This window comes from Bradyrhizobium ottawaense (assembly GCF_900099825.1).
Lineage (GTDB): Bacteria > Pseudomonadota > Alphaproteobacteria > Rhizobiales > Xanthobacteraceae > Bradyrhizobium > Bradyrhizobium ottawaense_A.
On sequence record NZ_LT629693.1, the window covers coordinates 1,294,578 to 1,316,299 of the forward strand.

Below are 21,722 nucleotides of genomic sequence, written 5' to 3' on the forward strand. Positions count from 1 at the left end.
GTCCCGCGCGACGAAGGCTTTTTTTGCGGCGCGAGAGCCGCGACCCAACAGTCGCAAAGTCGACTAGATCACAACTGGAAAGCTCCCAGTCGTTTTGCATTCCGAGCACTCGAACGTGCGGACTTCATGACCGGGTTCAGTAGGCTCGATGCAAGCCAATCGCATAGGCTTGCCACACTTCGAGCAAGGGAGAATTCCGATCTCCGCACGGCTGTATAATGGATTTCGTTGGATAGATGACATCATGCTTCCCCTGTATTGGGCGGGAGCATTACCGATCTCTCTGTCGCCGAAAACTGCCTGTTCGGACGGCGATGCAGCCAGTATGCTCTTTCCGAGTTCGGAGGCACTGGTCAATATAGCTCACTTTCATGCAGTTATATTTATTGCGAGCTACGCCCAGGACCTTCGTCGGCTGACACCATTTGCTCTTTGTCTAATACTGGACACACGACAACTGGTACACGCCATGAAGAAAGTTCTCTTAGCGACGGTCGTTATTCTCGCATTCGCTGCACCCTCCTTCGCAGCTGAACCGGCCAAGACTGTCGGTCAAGCGCCGCCATCAGGCGCTTCCTCGTTCTACCTGGCTCAAGATACCGCGACGATGAAGTGTCAAATCGTCGAGGCCCAAGCTGCCGCAGGCGGCAGCTTGAAAGTAGTCGGTACGGCTCATCCGACAAAGGCATCGGCTGAGACCGCTTTGACGGCTGACAAAACCTGCAAGTAATAAAACGAAGGCGCGAGCCTTCGGGATCCATTTTCGCCGTGTTGACCTAGTGATGGGCTGCCGATGCGCGTCGCCCCCAGCATCCGATCGATGGCGGCCTCAGCATGTACCACCGTGCTGAGGCCGACTCTTCGGGAAACCCCACTTCAAAGAACCTGCTTTCTTTTGAATCAAACGCCTTCAGGACCTCGCACCAGGCGCGTCCGCTACAGGAGTAAGACCCACATGTCGCTCGGACTTATACTCATCATTATCCTCGTCATCTTTCTGCTCGGCGGCTTCAGTGGTCGTTTCGGCGGCTACGGCTACGGATACGGTCACGGTGGGGTCGGTATAATTGGTATCATCCTGATCATCCTCGTCGTACTGCTACTCATGGGTCGCCTCTGATCTGCCAGTCACCGAGGTCCGTTAGACTGTATGTCCCCTCCACAAAATGAGGCGACTCACCCTCGATGTTGCGACGAGGGTTGCCTGGATGGACCGGGCAGAGCCTCAAACAAGGAGGGCGAGTCGTGGGTCATCATACTGAGGTCTTTGTCGGAATCGATACGTCAAAATCGCGCAATGCAATAGCCATTGCCGATGGCGGCCGTGGCGGCGAGGTACGATATCTCGGGGAGTTTTCTGCCACAGAGGCAGCGATCCGAAAGCTGGTGGCAAAGCTTGCGGCGAAATGCTGTCATCTGACGTTTTGCTACGAAGCAGGGCCGACAGGATATGGCCTCTACAGACTGCTCAAGAGCCTCGGCCATGACTGCCTGGTGGTGGCCCCCTCGCTCGTTCCGAAGAAGGCCGGCGATCGAGTGAAGACGAACCGGCGCGATGCGGTAAGCCTCGCCAAGCTGTTGCGCGCGGGCGAGCTCACCGCGGTGTGGGTGCCGGACGAGCGCCATGAGGCTATGCGCGATCTCTCGCGCGCCCGTCAGGCAGTGAAGAAGGACCTCCAGGGCAAGCGTCAACAGATCTCGTCATTGATGCTGCGGCTGGGACGCATCTATCCGGGCAAGACAACGTGGGGACCAGCCCACATGAGATGGCTGATGTCACAGAAGCTCGAGCATCGCGAGCAGCGCATCGCATTCGAAGAGTTACTTGAGGGGATACGCCAGGAAAGTGAGCGGATGGAGCGTTTGGAAGATGCCATCCGCGAGGTAGTACCCGAGTGGTCGCTTGCCGAGGTTGTCGCGGCGCTGCAGGCGATGCGGGGGATTGATCTCATTGCGGCTGTGGGGGTGCTGGCCGAGATCGGTGATCTCTCCCGCTTTCAAAATCCGCGCGAGCTGATGGGCTATCTGGGTCTGGTGCCCACGGAAAGCTCGACTGGCGATAAGGTCAAGCGCGGCGGCATCACCAAGGCCGGTAATGGGCGGGCGCGACGTATTCTTGTCGAAGCGGCCTGGAGCTATCGATATCCGCCGCGCGTAAGCCGAGACAAGCAGCCAAAGGTGGAGGCCGCACCGAGACGCGCGCGAGAGATTGCGTGGAAAGCGCAAACCAGATTGTGCGGACGCTTCCGCTCACTCGAGCGGAAGGGCAAGCGGCGAACCGTAATCGTCACGGCGATTGCCCGAGAGCTATCCGCCTTCATTTGGGCAATCAATCGAGAGCTCATGCCACCTCGGCAGGCGTAACGTCGTTGGGGGCTGTGGACCGCTCGAGTCGTGAGGTGCGCTCGACCGGCCCACAGCCCCCTTTGTTGCAATCAGGATCAGGGGAGTCGCAGACATCATCAATTGTGCAGAGGTGAAGGTGGGACCACGGCAGGGGAATTCCTGAAACCCATTATGTGGCCGATCATCCGATCGACGCCCGACGTTAGACCAGGGACAGCCCCAGACGAAAAAACGGAAATGCGGTATCCAACCCGCGCATCAGAGCCTGTTCACCGACGTCTTTGGGTCCCGCCTTCTCCTCTGCACGATTCATCGGCGCAAGAACTTCACGATGAGTCCTCGTGGAGATGGGAAACCGTGCGCTGTGTGCTTGACTGGGGACATCAGAATGGGATGGTCGGGCCGTGCTCCTGCCCCGCCAGCAAGCGAAGCTGGCAAGGGGCGCCAAAGACAATGAGCACGCCATGTCTCAGATACTCAATACCGCGATAAAGCGTCGTTCTAGTCGCCGCGTAGTCACGTCCGGTCTGCCCCGATAGACGGACGATTGGGGGGCCGGCTCGCCCATGAGCGTGGGGTTGATCCTTAGAGAGGTCCAATCGCGTGCCGCCCTATTTTCATGTGTGCTACGTAGTTGGGTGCCAAAATGGTAGCAGGAGAAGCCGATCATGACTGACGATCAGGTCAATCTCGTCGTTCAGCACCTTTGCCAGCAATTGCACTTGGCGCTCCGATTGAAGGAAAGTGAGGCACATCCACCAAACGCCAAGGATATTGGATTTGATCCTGCCTCTGTAAGAACTGTATTGCTGACCGGGTTGCGTTCGGCGGGTGTCACGACCCACCACGAGGCAGCCGGGGCGAGCTAAGAGCCGCCGTGGTGCTAAACGCAAAACGCGGGACAGAAGCCCCGCGCCAATGTCTCAGAATGGGATGGACCGGCCGTGCTCCCGCCCCGAACCGCTCAGAGAATGAGCGGGGGGCTTAGCAGCACGAGGAGCACATCGCTATGTCCCATAAGACAGCCGCTACAGGCGCACACACCATCGGCATCGATACGGGCAAGAACACCCTGCATTTGATCGGCCTCGACGACAAGGGGGCAATCGTTTTGCGGGAGAAGATCGCCCGCGGCCGGATCGCAGCCCGGTTCGCCAATGTGCCGCGGGGCCTGATCGGAATCGAAGCTGGCATGGCGACCCACTACGTGGCTCGCGAGCTAATTGCGCTCGGTCATGACGTAAGGCAGGTACCACCAGCTTATGCCAAACCGTTCCGGCAAGGCCACAAGAACGACTTCAGAGACGCCCACGCGATCGCGGAAGCTGTGCAGCGGCCGTCGACACGCTGCGTTCCAGTTAAGACCGACGATCAGCTTGATCTACAAGCACTGCACCGGGTGCGATCTCGCCTGGTCGGCCAACGAACGGCTGTGATCAATCAGATCCGCGGCTTTCTCCTGGAGCATGGCATTGCGGTACGTCAGGGGCTTCGCTTCCTCCGCCAACAGCTTCCAGACATCCTGGCAAAACGCGGCGACGTGCTGTCACCTCGCATGATCAGGATCATAGAAGATCTCAGCGGCGATTGGCGGCGTCTTGATGAGCGTATCCAGCACATCACCGAAGAGATCGAGGTTTTGGCAAATAGCAGCGAGAGTTGCCGCCAATTGATGACCGCTCCGGGCATCGGCCCGCTCATCGCCAGCGCCATGGTAGCGGCCATTGGCAATGGTGCTGCCTTTGCCAAGGGCCGTGACTTTGCCGCCTGGCTCGGCTTGGTACCGAAGCAAATGTCGACCGGCGATCGGACGATCCTCGGGCGCATCAGCAAGCGCGGCAATCGCTATCTACGTACGATGTTAATGCAGGGTGCTCGCGTTATTTTGCTCAGGCCAGCAAACTGGGCGAAGCATAGCTTTGGGTTATGGCTCACCGCCGCAGCACAACGCTTACACCATAACGTCCTGGCAACCGCACTTGCCAATAAGCTGGCGCGGATCGCTTGGACTGTGTTGGCACAAGGTCGCAGCTACGAAGCGCGCGTCGAGCCAAAGGTCGCATAGGATCAACATGTTCGAACTCGCCGAGGGGATGTCCGACGCTGATCCCTGACGTAACTGATACCTGCCGAGGTCTGCGAGTTGGATGGAGGAAATGGAGAAACGGTCTCGCCGTCGTACCCGTGATCTGGTGACCCAAGCGGCCTCTCAGGGCCTTTCTCAGAATGAGATCGGGTGCGCGCGGATATCCATGATGGCCAGGAGCATAAACGCTCCATGCAAGGGCCGGATACAGATGCGCAAGACCAGCCCCCTCCATTTGTTCACATTCGGCTTGCAACGCACGGCCGGTCCATACAGTTGGGTCAATCTGAGACCTCGCACCAACAGCTAGGCATGTCCGCTATCCGGCCCATCTCGGACCTGCTATGCGCTTATGAATCCACGCCCTAGCACTACTTTGGCAGATTTATTCACGCTGCTGCTTTCCGCCGATTTGTCTTCTACAGTACGGGCATCGCTGAGGTCGTGGTTGAACGATGAGATCGACGATGGCTTGGCGTACGGCCGGCAGGCTCGGCTGAGGCGGTGGACCGTTGATTCTTTTTTTTCCGCCCCGCTTGTGCGAGACGGCGATGCTGGAGGAATGCGTAAGCGATCATGGTCATGAGCGCATGACGATGAAGGCCCTGCCAGGATCGTCCCTCGAAGTGATCAAGCCCGAGTTCCTCTTTCAACTGCTGATGGGCCTGTTCGCAAATCCATCGAGCTTTGATCGTGGCAGCTAACGTGCGCAGATTCATCTCGGCCGGCATATTGGCGAGATAATATTTCTTCTCCCCCGACGTCCTGTGTTCGCCGATAAGCCAGGCTTCGTCCCCCGGAAGATGCTGCTGGCCCATGTCCTTGATCCGCTGCGGAGGTCCATCAGCGGTCCGCACGCGAATCGCGGCGAAGCGAGCTTCCAGCCGGCCCTTGGTCCCGTTTCGCCAACTCACATTTTGCCACTTAGCATTGGCCAGCATGTCTTCGGCTGCCCTCGACAGGATATCGGGAATGTGCCGCTTGCGGGGACGACCTCGACCGGCGACCGGCCAGATCAATTTAACCTCCACCGGATAAACCTTCTGGTGACGAGGGATACCGACGGCCCAGGCCAGGCCGCGTGTCGTTAGCCCCTGACGGAACGGCGCGCTGAGGCCGTAACCGGCATCCGCCAGCACGCAGCCAAAGCGCATACCGGCTGCCATCACGCGATCGATCTCCGCCAAGGCGATCTCTGGCTTGGTCCGCGCTGCGCGGTGCTCGACTGGAACGCCCGCACGCTTCAAACGCACCGGATTGCTCGTCCAACTCTCGGGAACGAAGAGACGTAACGCCACCATGACCGGCACTTCACCCCGCGCAAGCGTCAGCGACACCAACGTTTGGCAATTGGCCGTCTTGCCGAGAGATGAGGCATATTGAGGAGCCACACCAACCGAACGATCGCCCTTCTTCGGCATCGCGGTGTCGTCAATGACCAGCACCGCATCACTGCCGCCAACGAGGCGATCGGCCTGAACCAGCAATTCCGACTCCAATGGCGCCGCATCCCAGACACCATCAGCGATGAAATGATGCAACTGGTCATAGTCGCCCGGTGCCAGCCGCGCCGCCATCGGCTGGACGCTCTTGCGATCGCCTGGTCCAATCAGTCCCGAGATATAAAGCGGACACATCCGTCGCCGGGCCTTGTGACCCAAGCGATCCAGGAATGGCTTGAGCCAGCGTCCAAGCTCGTCTTCCCACTTCGGTGTCGTGTTCACCATGGTCGGCCCTCCAAAAGCCGACCACCCATGAATCATTGAAAATCTGATTCGGGAATCCAGTTTCGCCGATCAATTGCAATAATCTGCCAAAGTAGTGCTAGCTAGCCGAACCGCCGGGCCAGTTCCGCCCCCGCCCTCGGCAAGGCTCCGCTCTCGTTCGTGGCATGCCGGTCAAGCCATTGTTCGGATGCGGGAAGCAGCGCGCGGTAGATCTCGCCGCACAGCGTCCGGGCGGCCCTGCCCGGCCAGTCCGCCGGCAGCAGCGCGGTCGGCAGCAGCGGGTCGCGCAGCACGACGCGGCGGTAATGGTGGATCAGCAGAATTCGCGCGGTGAAGGCGTCGGCGTCCGCCAGCCGCTCGCCGCGCCCGATCCAGCCACGCAACGGCTCGAAGGTTTTCATGAACTTTTGATAGGCATCGGCGGTGCGCTCGAGCGGCCAGCTTTCACTGAGCAGGCGCCTGCCGGAATCGTCCTCGGCGGAGACTTCGAGACGAATGGCGTTAGCTGCTTCCTCCGGCACCGGCACGCCCGACGGCGCGACCCAGACGCCCGGCAACGGACTGCCGAAGCCGGCATTCTTCAGCGCCTCGCGCGAAGCATCGCGGTCGCCGCCATTGCCGATCAGCAGCAGCTCGAATCGTCCGGTCCAGTCGGGGGCCGGCGGCCCATAGATATGCCTGGTCGCGATATCGAAGGTCTGCCGGCCGCTCTGCACCAGGCGATAAAAACTGTTGCGGCCGACTTTGTGGCGCTCGAACCAGCCGTCGGCGGCGAGCCGCGACATCGCGGTGCGCACCACGCTGGCGTCGATGTCGATTTGCCTAAAAAATTCCAGCAGCGTGCCGAGCCAGACCGAACCGCCGCGCGGCACGATGGCATCGCCGAATACGGTGATGACGATGGAGCCGGTGCGCGACGGTTCGCGCTTCAACTGTTCGATAATGCGGGCAAGCGGCTGCGCCATACGTCAACGCATACCGCGTTTTATGGATTTACGACAATGGCCGCACGGGCCGGGCCTGCATCCTTCGAGACGCGGCCAAGGGGCCGCTCCTCAGGATGAGGTCATGGATCGGTCCTCATGGTGAGGAGCGCGGCGACGCCGCGCGTCTCGAACCATGCGCCACAGCAAAACGCGCCTTACCGATGCGGGTTCGGATACACCAGGCTGCGCCAGCCGGAGCGGTCGAACGGCGACCATTCGCCTTCGGCCTGCGCCAGCCGATCGGCCACCGCGTAGACCGCAGCCGGATGATGGCCCATGCCGCAATGGCTGCTTTCGATCTCGATGCTTTCGGAGGTCGCAGTGGACTGCTCCATGCAGCCCTGCCAGGCACAGACGCCGTCGGTGCGGCTGAAGATCGCGGTGGTCGGCACCGGCGGCGTGCCGGCCAGCGATCCGCCAAAGCGATTATCCTCTTCGTCGGCACTGCGGCCGCTCGCCATCTCATAGACGCGCCAGGCGTTGGTCGCCTTCGGGCCCGAGGCAAACGGGCTGCCGAGCGTGATCACCGAACGCACGCGGTCCGGCATCATCTTGGCGAGCTGGCGGGCGTAGAGGCCACCCAGGCTCCAGCCGACCAGCGAGACCTTGCGGCCGTGGGTGTCGTTCAATTCCTGCACGAGATCGACCATCGCGTTCTGCACGCCATGGCGCAGTCCGAGATTGCGACCCTGGCGCCAGCCGCTGACGGCATAGCCGCGGCTCTTCAGGAAGCTGCGCAGCGGACGCGTCGAGGTGTCGGATGCCACCAGTCCGGGCAGTACCAATACGGGATGGCCGTCGCCTTTCGGGGCAAGGCTCAGCAGCGGCAACGCGCCGAGAAACGCACCCAGTTCGGAAATGGCTCGCCCCTCCAGGAACATCAGGGTTCTGGATGGCGGGGAAAGCGCCTGCGCAGCAACGGACATCATATCTCCTCTCAGGTCGGCCCCTTACGTCGCGGCAGCCGCCAATGGTTCATCAGGAAGATGCAGATCTGTTAGAATCGTTCCGCAACGCAACATCGTTCCATAAAAAGCTAAGGAACAGATTTTACTTCTACAAGCGGGCCACATCACACCGTGAACAACTAAAAGCGTTGGCGTGATGAATTAGTCACAGCAGCCGAAGCAGGTATTCGAGCGTATAGAGCACCAGGCCTGCAAGCCCGCCGATCAGCGAGCCGTTGAAGCGGATGTACTGCAGGTCGCAGCCGATATTGATCTCGATCAGCGAAATCAACTGCCCCATGTCCCAGGACTTCACCTGATCGGAGATGAAGGTGGAGACGCCGCTCTTCTGTTCGGCGACCACGGTTCGCAGCACGGCCACGAGACCCTGGTTGATCTCGGCGCGCATTTCGGCGTCGCCGGCCAGCGCCTCGCCGGCCGCCATGAACATGCGCACCAGATGCTGTTGCAACACCTGGGTTTCTCCCGAGGCGCTGCGCTCGAAGAACGAGCGCGCGTTGGCCCAGATGTGGCGCGCGAGATCGGCCAGTTCCGGCCGCGCCAGCAAATCGCGTTTCAGGCCGTCGATGCGATCGGCATAGCTGGGATCGGTGCCGAGGCGGTCGACGAACGACAGCACCATGCGATCGAACTCGCCGCGGAACGGGTGCGCGGGATCGTTGCGGACCTCCTCGAAGAAGGCGCTGGCCGACGCCACGATCTTGTTCACCAGAAACCTGTCGGCGCGATAGAGCTTTAAAAGCGTCGGCAACTCGTCGCGGATCTTCTCGCGGATCATGGCCATGGTCTCGGCCTGCGTCAGCGACGCATGCACCGCGCGCAGGATATCGTCGAGCAGGCCCTGATGGCGGCCTTCCTTGACGAAGGCGCGCAGCGTTCCGGCGGCGAGCGGCGCCAGGTCGATCGACATCAGTTGCGAGGTGATGCGGCGGCTGACGAACGTCATCAGGCCGGAATTTTCCGTAGCCGCAACCGCTTCCGGCAACAGCCGCAAGGCGAAGCGCGCCAGATCCTCGCTGCGCTTGCGGTCACGCAGCCAGTCGGCAATGAACGAACCGAAATCGATCTGGCGCAGTTTGGCGTCGACCGGAGCGGCTTCCAGAAAATGCTGCTCGATGAATTCGCCGAGCTTGTCGGCGATGCGGTGCTGGTTGCCCTGGATGATCGCGGTGTGCGGGATCGGCAGCCCCAAAGGCCTGCGAAACAAGGCCACGACAGCATACCAGTCGGCGAGGCCGCCGATGGTGGCGGCTTCACAGAAGGCCGCGGCGAAGCCGAAAGCGGGATGCATCGGCTGCAACGCCTTCGCCGCCAGGAACAGCGCAAACGTCGCCGCCAGCACCAGCGTCGCCAGCAACTTCACGCGCCGCAACTCGGCGGCGCGGGCAGCGTCGCCGGGGGCATCGATGACGAAGGTGGCGGGAACGGTCATGAGGGCTTTCGACTCAACGGCAATCCTCATCCTGAGGAGCGGCGTCTTCGCCGCGTCTCGAAGGATGGAGGCCCCATCGTGGCCTCATGGTTCGAGACGGCGCAAGGGCGCCTCCTCACCATGAGGGTCTGAATTGATCTATGGAGACGCCGGACAAAAAGAAGGCCCGCCTAAAGCGGGCCTTCCAAAAGGGCAGTTGTCAGGCTGATCGCGATCAGGCGGTCTTGGAATAGACCTTCGAGAAGTTGTCCTGCGCGGTCTTGGCACCTTCGGTGACGAGCTTGCCGAGATATTCGGTGGTGGCCTTCGCCCGCGAGACGAGAACTTCGCCACGCGCACGGACCATGTCCGACTGGATCTGGGCGGCTTCGCTCAGCGACTTGGCCGAAGCGAGCTTGTCGATGCCGGCGAAGAACGCTTCCGCGTCCTGAAAGAGCGCCTGCTGGATGTTACGGCTGATCTTGGCGGCCTCGGAGACCGAACCGGCAACGGCGGTCTCGATCGCGGCGGTCACCTTCTCGGAACCGGCATGGATGTCGGCGGCGCGAACCTTGGCGGTCTCGGCCTGCTTCTTCACGAAATCACGGGCAGCTTCCGGAACTTCCATGTTCTGGAGCTTGGTGAACGCCTCGGTGACGGGCGCGAAGGCTTCCTTGACGGTGTTCAGCACGGAATTGGTTTCGGTGGTCATGGGGTTTCTCCATCCTCAGGTTTGAGCTATGGGCTCACCCCGTCCGGTTTGGCCCGGGGCGAGATCCTTGTGCCACAGTTAATGGTGCGGCGCAATATAGATGCTGCACCGCGATATCACGAATGCGTGATAAGGCTGTTCGGTGGGCGTTTTGCCCAACGAACCGGCGAAAGTTCCACTTTAGGCTAATGCTGAAGCCGCCCCATTCTACTTTGCATGGGGTTGTTTTCGCGATTTTGTGGTCGAGCGCTGCGGTGTCGCGCCGAAGAAGCGCTGCTTCCTCGGCACGAGATCGTTAGTGCTGAACCGCTCCGGGCAACCCGTAGGCTTCCATCTGTGCCCGGACCTGCGCCACATTGTGGCCGAGCACGACGATGTCGTGCTTCTTGCCTTCGATGTCCCGGACGTGGTCCCGCAGCAGGGCTTCAGCCTTGAAGCCGAGGCTCTCGAACAGCGCGATCGCCGCCTGTTGGTCCACCGTCATCTGGACGGTGAGCCTCTCCAGGCCCGAGCCGAGCGCCAGGGCAAAGGTCTCCTGCGACAGGGCGCGGCCGACGCCCTGCCCGCGGACGTCCTGCGACACCACCATCCGGAGTCCGCCGACATGGGGCGACCAGGAATGCGGATCGCGCACCAGCGTGCCGCAGCCGACCACCGCCCCGCCCTTCACCGCCAGCAGGCTCGTGATAGCGCCGCGCTCGATCTCGTTGATCCAGGCCGACAGCACCTTCGGCTGGCTGATATTGCGCGGCAGGAACAGCAGATCATGTGTCGGCAGTTTTTGCGCGAAAGCCAGCACCGCGGCTTCGTCGCTGCGCGACATCAGGCGGAATTCGATCTCGCCGGCGTCGGTCTTGACGTGGCGCGGATAGGAACGTGTTTCACTCATGTCGATCTCTTACCTAACCAGTTGTCCAGTTTGGGCCACAGCCGCTTGATGGCGTTGGCGCCGGCGACGAGGCTGACGTGACCGCCCTTCAGCATGATCTCTTCCTTATCGGACGAGCCGACCTTGGTGATCAGATGCTTGGCCGCCTCATAAGGCACGATGTGATCGTGCTCGGCGACCGCATGCAGGATCGGCACCTTGATCTTGGAAATATCCGCTGCACGCCCACCGACCGACATGGTGTCGTTGAACAGCTTGTTATCCCACATCAGGTCCTTGGTAATGGTGCGGAAGTACTCGCCGGCCAGCGGCAAGGTGTCCGAGCCCCAGCGATCCATCATCCGGTAACCTTTGACGTATTCGTCGTTCCAGATGTTCTCCCACAAATGCACCTGGCTTGCGGCGCGCGACGCCGGTCGCAGCATGTCGAACGACGTCATGATCATCTCGCCCGGCACGTTGCCAACGCTGTCCACCAGCTTGTCGACGTCGAAATAGCGCCGGTCCGCGAAATTCGAGAACAGCTTCATCTCGCGGAAATCGATCGGCGTGGTGAAGCAGATCAGGTTCTTCATCGGCCCGTCGTGAAAGATCGAGCCGTACAGCAGCGACAGCACGCCGCCGAAGCAATAACCGATCACGCTGACATCCTGCTCGCCGGAATCCTGCTGCACGCGGCGAACGCAGTCCGGAATGAAGTCGAGGACGTAGTCCTCCATCCCCAGCCGTTTTTCTTCCGGCTTCGGCGCGGTCCAGTCCAGCATGTAGACGTCGTAGCCGCGCTTGAGGAGAAACTCGACGAAGCTCTGGCCGGGCACCATGTCGAGGATATAGCCGCGATTGGTCGTCGCCATCACGATCAGGATCGGCACGCGGTAGATTTCGTCCGCCATCGGGCGGTAGTGATAGAGATTCATCGTGCCGCGAACGGCCAAGATGTCCTTTGGCGTCGAGCCGAGCGACGGACCCGACGACGAAAAATATTCGACACCCTTGATGCTGCGCTGGATCGCGCGCTGCACTTCGGACTGGATCCGCTCAGGGATGCCAGCCAGATCGAGGCCTGCGGGAGCGTTCATTTTTGCTCTCCCTCCGACGGTGGACGTTTGGTGCGCGGCGGCCGTGGCGTGCCGTAGCCGCCTTCGGGCGCCAGCGAATTGTGGTGCACCTGCTGCAGCAGCGCCTTGATCTCGTTGAGCTGGCCTTCGATCGACTGGATGCGTTCGGCCATGCCGACCATCTGGGCCCGGCTCGGCAGGTTCATGGCGAGGAGATATTTCTCCATCAGTTCGCCGAGTTGCTTCTGCGCACCCGCCGAGACGCCGCCGACCTGATTCATCACCCTGGAAAACTCAGGCGACGCCATCGCCTGATTGGCGAAGGAGTTGAACCCCTTTTCCATCTCCCCGATCATGGTCTGCCAGATCACGGCAGGATCGTTGCCCTTGTCGGCCATCTTCGCGCTCTCCCGGAATGGTTACGAGCGCTTGCCACGCTTCGATTTCTTTCCGCCATACCACACCGTTGCGGCGGGCCGGTCAACACCGTCGTGGGCCTGCCGCGTCGAAAGCCTTCTGCGTTACCAAAAACCGTGGCATAGAGTTCTTCATCGCGTTACCATCAAGGAATGTCCTCTTTGAACCTCCCTGCCCATCAGCCGCCGCAGATCATCCGCGCCAATGGCATCGACCTCTGCTACGAGATTTTCGGCGATCCAGCCGCGGAACCATTGCTGCTGATCATGGGGCTCGGCGCCCAGATGATCCACTGGGACGACGAGTTCTGCCGCCAACTCGCCGCGCGCGAGTTTCGCGTCATCCGCTTCGACAACCGCGATATCGGCAAGTCCTCAAGACTTTCCGGCGGCAAACGCCTGGGCCCGATCGAGCTGCTCAAGATGCGATTCCTGAAAATCCCGGTCGCCGCGCCCTACCGGCTGATCGACATGGCCAAGGACACGGTCGGCCTGATGGACGCGCTCGGCATCAAGTCGGCGCATCTGGTCGGCGCATCGATGGGCGGCATGATCGCCCAGGAAGTCGCGATCTCGTTTCCGCAGCGGGTGCGCTCGCTGACCTCGATCATGTCCACCACAGGCAACCCGAAGATTCCGCCGCCGACGCGGGAGGCCGCCGCGATGCTGATGGCGCCGCCGCCGGCCACCAAGGAGGAATATTTCGAACGGTTCGCCAAGACCTGGAAAGTGCTGCGGGTCGGCTCGTTCCCCGAAGACGAAGCGCTCGATGCCTCGCGTGCCGCGCGCACCTTCGAGCGCGGCCTCAATCCGGCCGGTGTCGGACGGCAGTTGCGGGCGATCCTGGCCTCCGGCAGCCGCAAGGAACGGCTGCATTCGGTGACGGCGCCGACGCTGGTCATTCACGGCACCGTCGATCCGCTGGTACGTCCCGAAGGCGGCAAGGATACCGCAGCCTCGATCCCCGGCGCGAAACTCCTGATGGTCGAAGGCATGGGCCACGCGCTGCCGATCCCGATGTGGCCGCAAATCATCGGCGCGATCGCCGAGCACGCCCATGGCGCGGCAACGAAGGCGGCGTAGCAGCCGCCTTACACCTTCACCGCAATCCAGATGATGTGGCGTGCCCCGCCGCCTCTGCCGGTGGCGCGCACGTTGACTTCGTTGACGTCGAAACCGGCGCCGCGAAGCCGCTTTGCGAATGCCGGGTTCGGCCCCGAAGACCAGACCGCGAGCACGCCGCCCGGCCGTAGCGCCGCGTGCGCCGCTCTCAATCCACCGGAATCGTAGAGCCCGTCATTGGCCTGACGCGTCAGGCCTTCCGGACCGTTGTCAACATCAAGAAGGATCGCATCGAATGTCGCGCGGCCTGATCGAATGACCTCGGTGACATCCATCTCGCGAATGCTGACGCGCGGATCGTTCAGGCTGTCGCCAAAAATCGCGGCCATCGGACCCCGCGCCCAGACGACGACGGCAGGCACCAGTTCCGCGACCACGATGCGCGCTTTCGCATTCAATACGCCGAGCGCAGCGCGCAGCGTAAAGCCCATGCCCAATCCGCCGATCAGCAGATGAGGGTCTTTGACCGATTCGATTTTCTTGGCCGCCAACGTCGCAAGCGCCGCCTCCGAGCCCGAGAGGCGACTGTTCATCAGTTCGTTGGTGCCGAGCATGATCGAGAACTCGGTCCCGCGCCGCATCAGGCGCAGTTCCCCGTCGGTACCGGGAATGCGTGTGGTGTCGAGTTTTTCCCACGGAATCATGGCAGAGGTATTAGCATGGTCGGCTTCTCCTCGTCGTCCCGGCCAAGCGAAGCGCGAGCCGGGACCCATAACCACAGGACAACGCAGCTGAAGCTCGCTGTGGCTACAGCTCGCACAACAACAGGTATCGGTGGCTATGGGTCCCCGCTTTCGCGGGGACGACGGCATGTTGAAAGTCGCGACTACCCGCCCGCCCACACGTCGAGTACGTAACGGTTCCTGGTTCCGAGTTCGTCGATCCAGCGCGCCCCCGCTGCGGCATCGGCGCCGGAGCGTTCGCAGTAGATCGCGACCAGGGCCGCCTTGACGTCCGGCTCCATCTTGCCGCCGTCGCCGCAGACATAGACGATCGCGCCCTGCTCGATCAGGCTCCAGACGCGATCCTTTTGCGCCGCGACCAGGTGCTGCACATAGGTCTTGGGCCCGTCAGCGCGCGAGAACGCGGTGTGCAGTTCGGTGACGCCGCCGGCCGCAAAACCTTTCAGCTCATCCGCATAGAGATAGTCCTGCTCGGGATGCCGGCAGCCGAAGAACAGCATCGCAGGCCCCAGACTGGCACCCTGCGCCTTGCGGTGCGCACGCTCCTGCAGGAAGCCGCGGAACGGCGCCAGACCGGTGCCGGGGCCGATCATGATCACGGGCACAGCCGCGTCGTCCGGCAGGCGGAAGCCGGCCTTGGTTTCGCGAATGGTGGCGTGGATGGTGTCGTTGACCCTGCGGCCGGCGAGATAGTTGGAGCAGACGCCCTTGTACACGCCGCGCCCGGAACTGGCGGGCGCCTCGACGACGCCGACGGTGACACTGCAGCGCGCCTGATCGCCCGACGGCGAGGACGAGATCGAATAATAACGCGGCGCCAGCAGCGACAGCATTTCGAGATAGGCGTGGAACGGCAGTTCACAGGCCGGATGTTCCTCCAGCAGGTCGAATACCGATTTGCGCTTTCCCAACACCTCGTTGCGGTAGCGCTCGGCAGATGCGTCGTCGTCGCCGAGATAGGCCAGCAGTTTGGGTTTGGTCATCGGGCAGCGCGTGTGCTCCGACATGATCTGGATCTGCTTGCGGGTCGCGATCTGCTGCAACTCGACGAACTCGGTCAACAGACGCCCGACCGAGACGGCGTCGCCGACCGGCAATTGCGCGCGGCGGCCTTCGGCGACCTGCAGGCGGATCTGGTCCGCCGGCAAAAAGCCGAAACGGCGTGCGACCTGGTCGACCAGCGCCGGATCGTTGCGCGGCACCACGCTGAGATGATCGCCGACGCGGTAGCTGACGCCTGCCGGCAACTGCACCTCGATGTGCCGGGTCGAGCGGTCGGAGGGTTGGGCGCCATCCTTGTTCTGCAATTCGGAATTGAGCTGCACCTTCATCGGCGAAACGCCGCCCGCAGCCACGATGGTGTTGACCGCCGACGGCGCCACCGGCTCGATCGCGTAGAGCGGCGCATCGTCGGCGCTGCGGGTGATGTTCGACGCCAGGCCGAATTCCTTCGCCGCCGCCGGGCCGAGCGATGCGAACCATTTCTCGAACTGGCCGTCGAGATCGCTGCGGGCATCGCCCTCGCCGCGACCAAAGACACTGCGCGCGCCATGCGCCGCCAGTTGCTCGTCGATCAGGCGCGGGACCGACTGGTAGGTCGCGGCCCAGTCGCTGTTGCCGCAACCGAACACGACGTAGCGCACCTTGGCGAAGGCATCCTTCGGTAAGTCGCTCCCCAGCCAGTTGACGAACTGGGTGGCGTTATCGGGCGCGACGCCATTGTAGGAGGCGCAGAAGATCAGCACGCCGCCCTGCCCCGGCAATTTGCCGGCATACTCGTCGAGCGGCGCCAGCGTGGTGGCAAAGCCGTTGACCTCGGCGAGATCGGCGACACGCGTCGCCAGTTCTTCCGCGGTGCCGAGGTTGGAGCCATAGAGCACCAAAAGCGGCGTGTTGTGTCCCGGACGGGTCCGGGCCTGCGGCGCCGCCGCGTTCGAGGCGGCAGCAGCGACGACGGCACGACCGGCGAACGCGCCGCGTTCCTTGTCGTCGCGCGGCCGCACCTTGATCTTGAAACCGTCGGGCTTGATCGTCAGCGTCTCTTTCAGGTGCATCTGATAACGATGCGTGTCGATCAGCTTGAAGCGCTGCAGGATCATGCCGAGCGCGAGCGCGGACTCATGCATCGCAAAGCCACGGCCGATGCAGGCGCGCTGCCCGTTGCCAAACGGCTTCCAGGCATTGACCGGGCGCGCCGCCTCCGCCTCCTGGCTGAAATTTTCCGGGTTAAAGGCATCGGGATTCGGTCCCCACACGCTGGGGTCACGATGCAACGCCAGCACATGCACCAGAACGAACGTACCCTTCTTGAGTTTGTATTTTCCGCCGATGACCTCATCCTTGATCGGCGCCACACCGTAGGCCGGCGCGGGCGGCCACAGCCGCAGGGCTTCCTTCAGGATCTGCGTAATGTAGGTGAGCTGCGTGACCTGCTGATAGGTCGGCTTGACGTTGAGGTCACCTCCAAGCACCCGGTCGACTTCTTCGTAGGCTTTCTTGAGCACTTCGGGGTGTTTGAGCAACGCATAGATCGCGCAGGACAACATTCCGCTGGTGGTCTCGTGGCCGGCGATCAGGAAGGTATTGATCTGGTAGCGGATGTTGACGTCGTCGAGTTGTTCGCCGGTGGCGCGGTCGACGCCGGTCATCATGGCGCCGAGCATGTCCTTCTTGTCCTCGGCTCCTGCCGCGTTCTTGCGGCGCTCAGCGACGATCTCGTCCACCATCGCATTCATAAACGCGACGTCGCCGGCAAGGTCGCGATTTCGATTGCGCAGCCACAGCCCTTCGAGCGGAAGACCGCGGGTCAGCATGATGGTCTCGAGCGAGCGCACCAGTGCCGCCACGAACGGATGATAGTCTTCTCGATAGAATGAATTGAACCGGTAATCGAACCCGCACAACCCGACGGTATCGAGTGCCAGCGCGGTCGTGTCGTGAACGACGTCGACTTCATCGTCGGCGTTCATCCGCTCCCATTTCTTGACGAGCTGCTCGGCAATATCGAGCATGCTCGGATGATAGGACTGCATCGCGCGGTTGCCGAACGGCGTCATCAGGATGTTGTGGGCCTTGCTCCAGTTCGGTTCGTTGGTATGGGCCGTGAATAGGCCGTCGCCGCCGACCGCGCGGACCCGGCGCAGGGAGCCGCGCACGGACTTGTCGAAGCGTTTCTCATCGCTGATCTCATCGACCAAATCGGCGCCAGAAACAACGACGAGTGGCGCACCCATCATGTCGAGCCAGTAGATCGGCCCGAGTTCCTTTGCCAGCCGCATCATGTGCTGGATGGGCGCGTTCGGGTCCAGCGACAGCATGTTGCCGACGACAGGCTTGGTCGGCGGATGCGGGATCGGATCGAGCTTGTTGGGGGAAGCCATTTACCAGTGTCTCCTACCGTCTCGTTGGACCCACGTCGTCATTGCGAGGAGCCAACGGGTCCGGCCTCTGGCCGGCCCGATGACAGGCTCCGCGACGAGGCAATCCAGTCTCGCTTTGCCGCGCCATGGATTGCTTCCGCCTTCGCTCTTAGAGCTTCGGCGGACAAGTCGCTTCGCTCGCAATGACGAGTTCACCCAAACCGCTTTCTACGCCATTCGATCAGCTTGGCGCTGACCTCTTCCGGCTTTTCCTGCTGCGTCCAATGGCCGCTGTCCCGCACCAGGTATTTCTCCAGGTCGGGAATGAACTTTTCCATGCCGTCGGCGGCCGACGGCGGCAGCACCGCGTCGTTCTCGGCCATGATCATCAGCGACGGCACGCGGACGGTATGGTCGAGCCCGGCCGACCGCTCCCAGTTGCGGGTAAAGTTACGGTACCAGTTGATACCGCCAGTGAAACCGGTCTTCGTGAACGTATCGACGAAGACCTTCTTTTCTTCCGGCGACAGGATCGGCGTCCGCGGATCATGCCTGGCGTCGTAATTCGCGATCATCTGCGGGAACGCCAGGTTGAGCCGGGCTGACGCGCCGACGCCGGCGATCGGCTCCTCGGCCGGCGCATCCGCGGGACGCGGCGCCGGCTTGCGCATGAAGGCGTCGAAGGTCTGCTCGACCCGGCTGCCGAAGATCCGGTCCGGTTCGCGCCCGGGGTCCTGGAACTGCACGATGTACATGTGGTCGCCGAAGCGTTGGCGCATCAGCGCGATCGGATCAGCCGGCGCGCGATCCCAGTGCGGCGTGTTGACGCCGACGACGCCGGCGACGCGATCGATGTGCCGCAATGGCATCTGCCAGACGATGAAGCCGCCCCAGTCGTGGCCGACGAAGATCGCCTTGTCGATCTTGAGATGATCGAGCAGGCCGACGAGGTCGCCGGTCAGATGCTCCATGTCGTACGCCTCGACCGGCTCGGGCCGGTCGGTCGCGCCATAGCCGCGCTGATCCGGCGCGATCACGCGGATGCCGGCCTCGCTCAATGCCTTGAGCTGGTGGCGCCAGGAAAACGCCATCTCCGGCCAGCCGTGGCACAGCACGAGCGGCGGCGCGTCGGTCTTCGGCCCCGCCTCGTAATAGCCCATGCGAATCCCGTTCACCTGGGCGAACTGCAGCGACGGCATTTCAATCATCGTCAAACCCTATTCGGCCGCGCTGGTCATGTTCGGCGGCGGCGCAAACGCTGCCTCCAGCGCTTCAAATTCGAGCGGAAGCATGTCGCACAAAACCTGGACATGGGGAATGATGTTGGCGCCGGAGATGAAGCCGAAATCAAGCTGGTCGCGGTAGCTCTGCACGGTGATGTTGAGCGCGAGCCCGTGGGTCGAGATCGACACCGGGAAGATGTGCAGCAATTCCGCGCCCGCCGCATACAGCGTCTGCCGCGGTCCCGGCACGTTTGATACCGTGATGTTCGCGGCCGGCGGCAACACGTCGGAGAGATTCGAGCGGCTGTAGAGCAGCGCCAGAATCTGGACCAGGATCGGCGCCCCCAGCATCGAGATGTTCGACACCTGCGGCATCAGGGCGCGCAGCGGGTGCGACATTTCCTTGGACTTGGTGGATTGCGCGATGATCGCCTCCAGCCGCTCCTTGGGATTCTCGACGTTGGTGGCGATCGAGCAGATCATGCCGAACACCTGGTTGTTGGAGTCGGTGTTACCCTCCTCGCGCAGCGAAATCGGCACCGCGGCGGTCATCGACTTGGCCGGCAACGCGCCGCGCTCCAGCAGATAACGCCGGACCACGCCGGAGGACAGCGCCAGCACCACGTCGTTCAGCTTTCCGCCGGACTGCTTGGCGAGCGCTTTGGCGCGCGACAGCGAGATCGAGGTGCCGGCAAAGCTGCGCTCCGACGAAATCGTCTTGTTCAGGATCGTCGAGGGCGACGCCATGCTGGCGATGCTGTCGCGCGATTTCGGATCGGAGATCTTGCCGACGACGTCGGACACGCTTTTCAGCATGGTTGGGATACTGCCGGCGAATTTTACCGCGCTCTCGATCTGGAACATGGCGTTGTCGAACAGGATCGATCCGAGATCGCTCTTTCCCGAACGCGGCAGGTCGATGCCCTTCGCCGCCGACGAGCCGTCGAATGGCTGCCGCCAGAGCTGCTGGTAGGAATCGATCAGGTTGGCGGCGATGTCGCGCGCCTCGTTGCCGCCCTTGGCCTGCGGTATCGGCTTCTCGACCTCACGCGGCACCGGTGTGATGTCATAGATCATGTTGGTCAGCGCCGCTCCGGCGCCGCCGTCGATGCAGGCGTGGTGCATCTTGGAATAGAGCCCGATCTCGTTGTCTTTCATGCCTTCGAAGACATAGAACTCCCAGAGCGGACGGGCACGGTTGAGCAGCTTGGCATGCATCCAGCCGACGATGCGCTCCAGCGTCGCGCGGTCATACGGCGCCGGCAGGCTGCCGCGGAAAATATGGCGATCGATGTCGAACTGGTCGTCCTCGACCCAGGAGGGGTGATCGATGTCGAGCGGCGCCTTTTCCAGACGGCTCTTGAGGATCGGCGCAACATGCAGCCGCGAGGCGATCATCGCCTTGAATTCCTCGAAGAAGTTGCCGTTGTAGTTCTCGGGCAGGCGGAAGATCGCCATGCTTCCGACATGCATCGGCATTTCCGGCGTTTCCAGATACAGAAACGACGCGTCCATTGATGACAGTTTCCTGGCGTCCGCCATGTGTTCCTCCCGCTACAACAAACGCGGCGCCTTGGGTGGCGCTTCTGGGCGTTCAGACAGTCCCTAAGATCAGGGCGCTAATCAGGATTGTGCATTTTCCCGGGGCGCATATGCAATGGCAAACGGCCCGGATCGGTCAAATTGCTTGAATTCCCCCTCGGCTTGCGCCAGGCGATCTGCCACGGCCCACAGGGCCGCCGGATTGACGCCGAGCCCGACATGGCTTGCCAGATACACCTCGATATTTTCGGCCGTTTCCGACGGGTTCAAATGGCAGGTATGCCAGTTCACGATGCCGTCGGTACGGGAATAGATCGAGGTGGTCGGGACCGGCAGGTCGCCGGCAATGGCCTTCTGGATCTCCGGGTTGTCGTTGATCCCCTCGCCCGACAGCGCCTCATAGAGCCGCGTGGCGTTGGTCGCCCTGACGTCGCTGGTAAACGGACTGCCGAGCGTGATCACGGAGCGCACCAGGTCCGGCATCTGCAATGCCAGATCACGCGCGTAGATGCCGCCGAGACTCCAGCCGATGACGCTGACCTTGCGGCCGGTGGTTTCATGAATTCGTTGCAGCAGATCACGCAGCGCGCCGCGCTTGGAGGCGACGCCGCCAAGGTTGCGGCCCATGTTCCAGGCATAGGTGTCGTAGCCGAGCTCCTTCAGATAGCGCCGCATCGGCGCCATCGACAGATCGCTGGCGAGAAAGCCCGGCAGTGCCAGCACCGGATGCCCGTCGCCCTTCGGCGCGCGCAACAATAGCGGCGAAAACAGCAGGCTCGAATTCAGCTCAAAGATGCTCCGCGCCTCGGCCAGCATCATAAACAGGCTCGGCGGCCGAAGCCGCGGCTCTCCGGCAGTCTCGCCGCCGTCGGCGGCGGCCACTTACTTCTTGTCCTTCTTGGCCATGCCGCCGAGGCCGGCCATGGTCACGAACATGTCCTGAAATCGCTCGGCGATCTTGGGATCGAAGGTGAACCAGCTTTGAATCAGCGATTCCGGCGAAACCTTTTCGATGTTGGCCATCATCTGCTGTTGCATCTTTTCCATCACCGCCGTCTGCATCGGCTGCACGTCCGGCAGGCCGATAAACTGCCGGGCCTCGAGCGGCGTGCAATCTATTTCGACGTTAACCTTCATGACCGCTCCTTTTGGTGGCTTGCCGCAGTATCGCCGCGGGAGCCTCTGTCGCGCAAG

20 protein-coding genes are annotated in these 21,722 nt (G+C 62.1%); 6 read left to right on the forward strand and 14 right to left on the reverse strand.

Going from position 1 to position 21,722, the window contains the following annotated elements; all coding sequences use genetic code 11:
* Positions 1-148: 148 nt before the first annotated feature.
* The 5 genes from BLR13_RS41610 (at position 149) to BLR13_RS06190 (ending at position 4,411) form a co-directional block, all read left to right on the forward strand.
* On the forward strand, positions 149-730 hold the full coding sequence (locus tag BLR13_RS41610; RefSeq protein WP_244525106.1) for a hypothetical protein: 582 nt from the start codon (positions 149-151) through the stop codon (positions 728-730).
* Positions 731-955: 225 nt separating this feature from the next.
* Positions 956-1,120, forward strand: a complete 165-nt coding sequence (locus BLR13_RS06180) for a DUF3309 family protein (RefSeq protein WP_074826479.1) — start codon at positions 956-958, stop codon at positions 1,118-1,120.
* 125 nt (positions 1,121-1,245) lie between these two features.
* A complete protein-coding gene (locus BLR13_RS06185) occupies positions 1,246-2,364 on the forward strand; it encodes an IS110 family transposase (RefSeq protein WP_074831046.1) in 1,119 nt (372 codons plus the stop codon).
* Between the two features lie 650 nt (positions 2,365-3,014).
* Complete coding sequence (locus tag BLR13_RS39965; RefSeq protein WP_143039785.1) at positions 3,015-3,215, forward strand: hypothetical protein; 201 nt, start codon at positions 3,015-3,017, stop codon at positions 3,213-3,215.
* Between the two features lie 140 nt (positions 3,216-3,355).
* Entirely contained in the window at positions 3,356-4,411 is a 1,056-nt protein-coding gene (locus tag BLR13_RS06190; protein ID WP_074826476.1) for an IS110 family transposase, read from the forward strand.
* A 440-nt stretch (positions 4,412-4,851) separates the two neighbouring features.
* Here the strand turns inward: BLR13_RS06190 and BLR13_RS06195 are convergent, their stop codons facing one another.
* The 8 genes from BLR13_RS06195 to BLR13_RS06230 all read right to left on the reverse strand — a co-directional run bounded on the left by BLR13_RS06195 (position 4,852) and on the right by BLR13_RS06230 (position 12,581).
* Positions 4,852-6,159: an IS701 family transposase gene (locus BLR13_RS06195; RefSeq protein ID WP_083387697.1), complete on the reverse strand. Its 1,308-nt coding sequence runs from the start codon at positions 6,157-6,159 to the stop codon at positions 4,852-4,854.
* Between the two features lie 101 nt (positions 6,160-6,260).
* Positions 6,261-7,124, reverse strand: coding sequence for a phenylacetic acid degradation operon negative regulatory protein PaaX (gene paaX, locus BLR13_RS06200; protein WP_074826474.1), 864 nt, complete (start codon positions 7,122-7,124; stop codon positions 6,261-6,263).
* A gap of 176 nt (positions 7,125-7,300) precedes the next feature.
* On the reverse strand, positions 7,301-8,071 hold the full coding sequence (locus BLR13_RS06205; RefSeq protein WP_074831843.1) for an esterase/lipase family protein: 771 nt from the start codon (positions 8,069-8,071) through the stop codon (positions 7,301-7,303).
* Positions 8,072-8,258: 187 nt separating this feature from the next.
* The gene (locus BLR13_RS06210; protein ID WP_074826470.1) at positions 8,259-9,545 is read right to left on the reverse strand and encodes a DUF445 domain-containing protein; all 1,287 of its coding nucleotides are present in this window, start codon (positions 9,543-9,545) and stop codon (positions 8,259-8,261) included.
* 214 nt (positions 9,546-9,759) lie between these two features.
* Positions 9,760-10,236, reverse strand: a complete 477-nt coding sequence (locus tag BLR13_RS06215; RefSeq protein WP_074826467.1) for a phasin — start codon at positions 10,234-10,236, stop codon at positions 9,760-9,762.
* 295 nt (positions 10,237-10,531) lie between these two features.
* On the reverse strand, positions 10,532-11,125 hold the full coding sequence (locus BLR13_RS06220; RefSeq protein ID WP_074826464.1) for a GNAT family N-acetyltransferase: 594 nt from the start codon (positions 11,123-11,125) through the stop codon (positions 10,532-10,534).
* A complete protein-coding gene (locus BLR13_RS06225; protein WP_074826461.1) occupies positions 11,122-12,204 on the reverse strand; it encodes a PHA/PHB synthase family protein in 1,083 nt (360 codons plus the stop codon). The genes BLR13_RS06220 and BLR13_RS06225 overlap by 4 nt, the downstream gene beginning before the upstream one ends.
* Positions 12,201-12,581: a hypothetical protein gene (locus BLR13_RS06230; RefSeq protein ID WP_074826458.1), complete on the reverse strand. Its 381-nt coding sequence runs from the start codon at positions 12,579-12,581 to the stop codon at positions 12,201-12,203. Before BLR13_RS06230 ends, BLR13_RS06225 begins: the two co-directional genes overlap by 4 nt.
* A gap of 171 nt (positions 12,582-12,752) precedes the next feature.
* Between BLR13_RS06230 and BLR13_RS06235 the strand changes: the two genes are divergently transcribed.
* A complete protein-coding gene (locus tag BLR13_RS06235; protein WP_074826455.1) occupies positions 12,753-13,682 on the forward strand; it encodes an alpha/beta fold hydrolase in 930 nt (309 codons plus the stop codon).
* A gap of 8 nt (positions 13,683-13,690) precedes the next feature.
* On the opposite strand, the gene BLR13_RS06240 is transcribed toward BLR13_RS06235, so the two are convergent.
* The 6 genes from BLR13_RS06240 to BLR13_RS06265 all read right to left on the reverse strand — a co-directional run bounded on the left by BLR13_RS06240 (position 13,691) and on the right by BLR13_RS06265 (position 21,665).
* Entirely contained in the window at positions 13,691-14,365 is a 675-nt protein-coding gene (locus tag BLR13_RS06240; RefSeq protein ID WP_074826452.1) for a hypothetical protein, read from the reverse strand.
* Between the two features lie 182 nt (positions 14,366-14,547).
* Positions 14,548-17,784 (reverse strand): bifunctional cytochrome P450/NADPH--P450 reductase, encoded by a 3,237-nt coding sequence (locus BLR13_RS06245; protein WP_074826442.1) that lies wholly within the window; start codon positions 17,782-17,784, stop codon positions 14,548-14,550.
* Positions 17,785-17,975: 191 nt separating this feature from the next.
* Positions 17,976-18,971 (reverse strand): alpha/beta fold hydrolase, encoded by a 996-nt coding sequence (locus tag BLR13_RS06250; protein ID WP_074826439.1) that lies wholly within the window; start codon positions 18,969-18,971, stop codon positions 17,976-17,978.
* 9 nt (positions 18,972-18,980) lie between these two features.
* Positions 18,981-20,528: a WS/DGAT/MGAT family O-acyltransferase gene (locus BLR13_RS06255; RefSeq protein ID WP_074826436.1), complete on the reverse strand. Its 1,548-nt coding sequence runs from the start codon at positions 20,526-20,528 to the stop codon at positions 18,981-18,983.
* A gap of 81 nt (positions 20,529-20,609) precedes the next feature.
* On the reverse strand, positions 20,610-21,347 hold the full coding sequence (locus tag BLR13_RS06260; RefSeq protein WP_091977429.1) for an esterase/lipase family protein: 738 nt from the start codon (positions 21,345-21,347) through the stop codon (positions 20,610-20,612).
* Positions 21,348-21,410: 63 nt separating this feature from the next.
* Positions 21,411-21,665 (reverse strand): DUF6489 family protein, encoded by a 255-nt coding sequence (locus tag BLR13_RS06265; protein ID WP_074826428.1) that lies wholly within the window; start codon positions 21,663-21,665, stop codon positions 21,411-21,413.
* Positions 21,666-21,722: the final 57 nt, after the last annotated feature.

What these genes read in the sequence shown, in the direction of transcription:
- BLR13_RS06230 (WP_074826458.1), bottom strand. Translation starts at nt 12,581, where the DNA reads ATGGCCGACAAGGGCAACGATCCTGCCGTGATCTGGCAGACCATGATC.
- BLR13_RS06245 (WP_074826442.1), bottom strand. Translation starts at nt 17,784, where the DNA reads ATGGCTTCCCCCAACAAGCTCGATCCGATCCCGCATCCGCCGACCAAG.
- BLR13_RS06210 (WP_074826470.1), bottom strand. Translation starts at nt 9,545, where the DNA reads ATGACCGTTCCCGCCACCTTCGTCATCGATGCCCCCGGCGACGCTGCC.
- BLR13_RS06225 (WP_074826461.1), bottom strand. Translation starts at nt 12,204, where the DNA reads ATGAACGCTCCCGCAGGCCTCGATCTGGCTGGCATCCCTGAGCGGATC.
- BLR13_RS06255 (WP_074826436.1), bottom strand. Translation starts at nt 20,528, where the DNA reads ATGGCGGACGCCAGGAAACTGTCATCAATGGACGCGTCGTTTCTGTAT.
- BLR13_RS06195 (WP_083387697.1), bottom strand. Translation starts at nt 6,159, where the DNA reads ATGGTGAACACGACACCGAAGTGGGAAGACGAGCTTGGACGCTGGCTC.
- BLR13_RS06190 (WP_074826476.1), top strand. Translation starts at nt 3,356, where the DNA reads ATGTCCCATAAGACAGCCGCTACAGGCGCACACACCATCGGCATCGAT.
- BLR13_RS06240 (WP_074826452.1), bottom strand. Translation starts at nt 14,365, where the DNA reads ATGATTCCGTGGGAAAAACTCGACACCACACGCATTCCCGGTACCGAC.
- BLR13_RS39965 (WP_143039785.1), top strand. Translation starts at nt 3,015, where the DNA reads ATGACTGACGATCAGGTCAATCTCGTCGTTCAGCACCTTTGCCAGCAA.
- BLR13_RS06205 (WP_074831843.1), bottom strand. Translation starts at nt 8,071, where the DNA reads ATGTCCGTTGCTGCGCAGGCGCTTTCCCCGCCATCCAGAACCCTGATG.
- BLR13_RS41610 (WP_244525106.1), top strand. Translation starts at nt 149, where the DNA reads ATGCAAGCCAATCGCATAGGCTTGCCACACTTCGAGCAAGGGAGAATT.
- BLR13_RS06250 (WP_074826439.1), bottom strand. Translation starts at nt 18,971, where the DNA reads ATGATTGAAATGCCGTCGCTGCAGTTCGCCCAGGTGAACGGGATTCGC.
- BLR13_RS06220 (WP_074826464.1), bottom strand. Translation starts at nt 11,125, where the DNA reads ATGAGTGAAACACGTTCCTATCCGCGCCACGTCAAGACCGACGCCGGC.
- BLR13_RS06235 (WP_074826455.1), top strand. Translation starts at nt 12,753, where the DNA reads ATGTCCTCTTTGAACCTCCCTGCCCATCAGCCGCCGCAGATCATCCGC.
- BLR13_RS06265 (WP_074826428.1), bottom strand. Translation starts at nt 21,665, where the DNA reads ATGAAGGTTAACGTCGAAATAGATTGCACGCCGCTCGAGGCCCGGCAG.
- BLR13_RS06260 (WP_091977429.1), bottom strand. Translation starts at nt 21,347, where the DNA reads ATGATGCTGGCCGAGGCGCGGAGCATCTTTGAGCTGAATTCGAGCCTG.
- BLR13_RS06215 (WP_074826467.1), bottom strand. Translation starts at nt 10,236, where the DNA reads ATGACCACCGAAACCAATTCCGTGCTGAACACCGTCAAGGAAGCCTTC.
- paaX (WP_074826474.1), bottom strand. Translation starts at nt 7,124, where the DNA reads ATGGCGCAGCCGCTTGCCCGCATTATCGAACAGTTGAAGCGCGAACCG.
- BLR13_RS06180 (WP_074826479.1), top strand. Translation starts at nt 956, where the DNA reads ATGTCGCTCGGACTTATACTCATCATTATCCTCGTCATCTTTCTGCTC.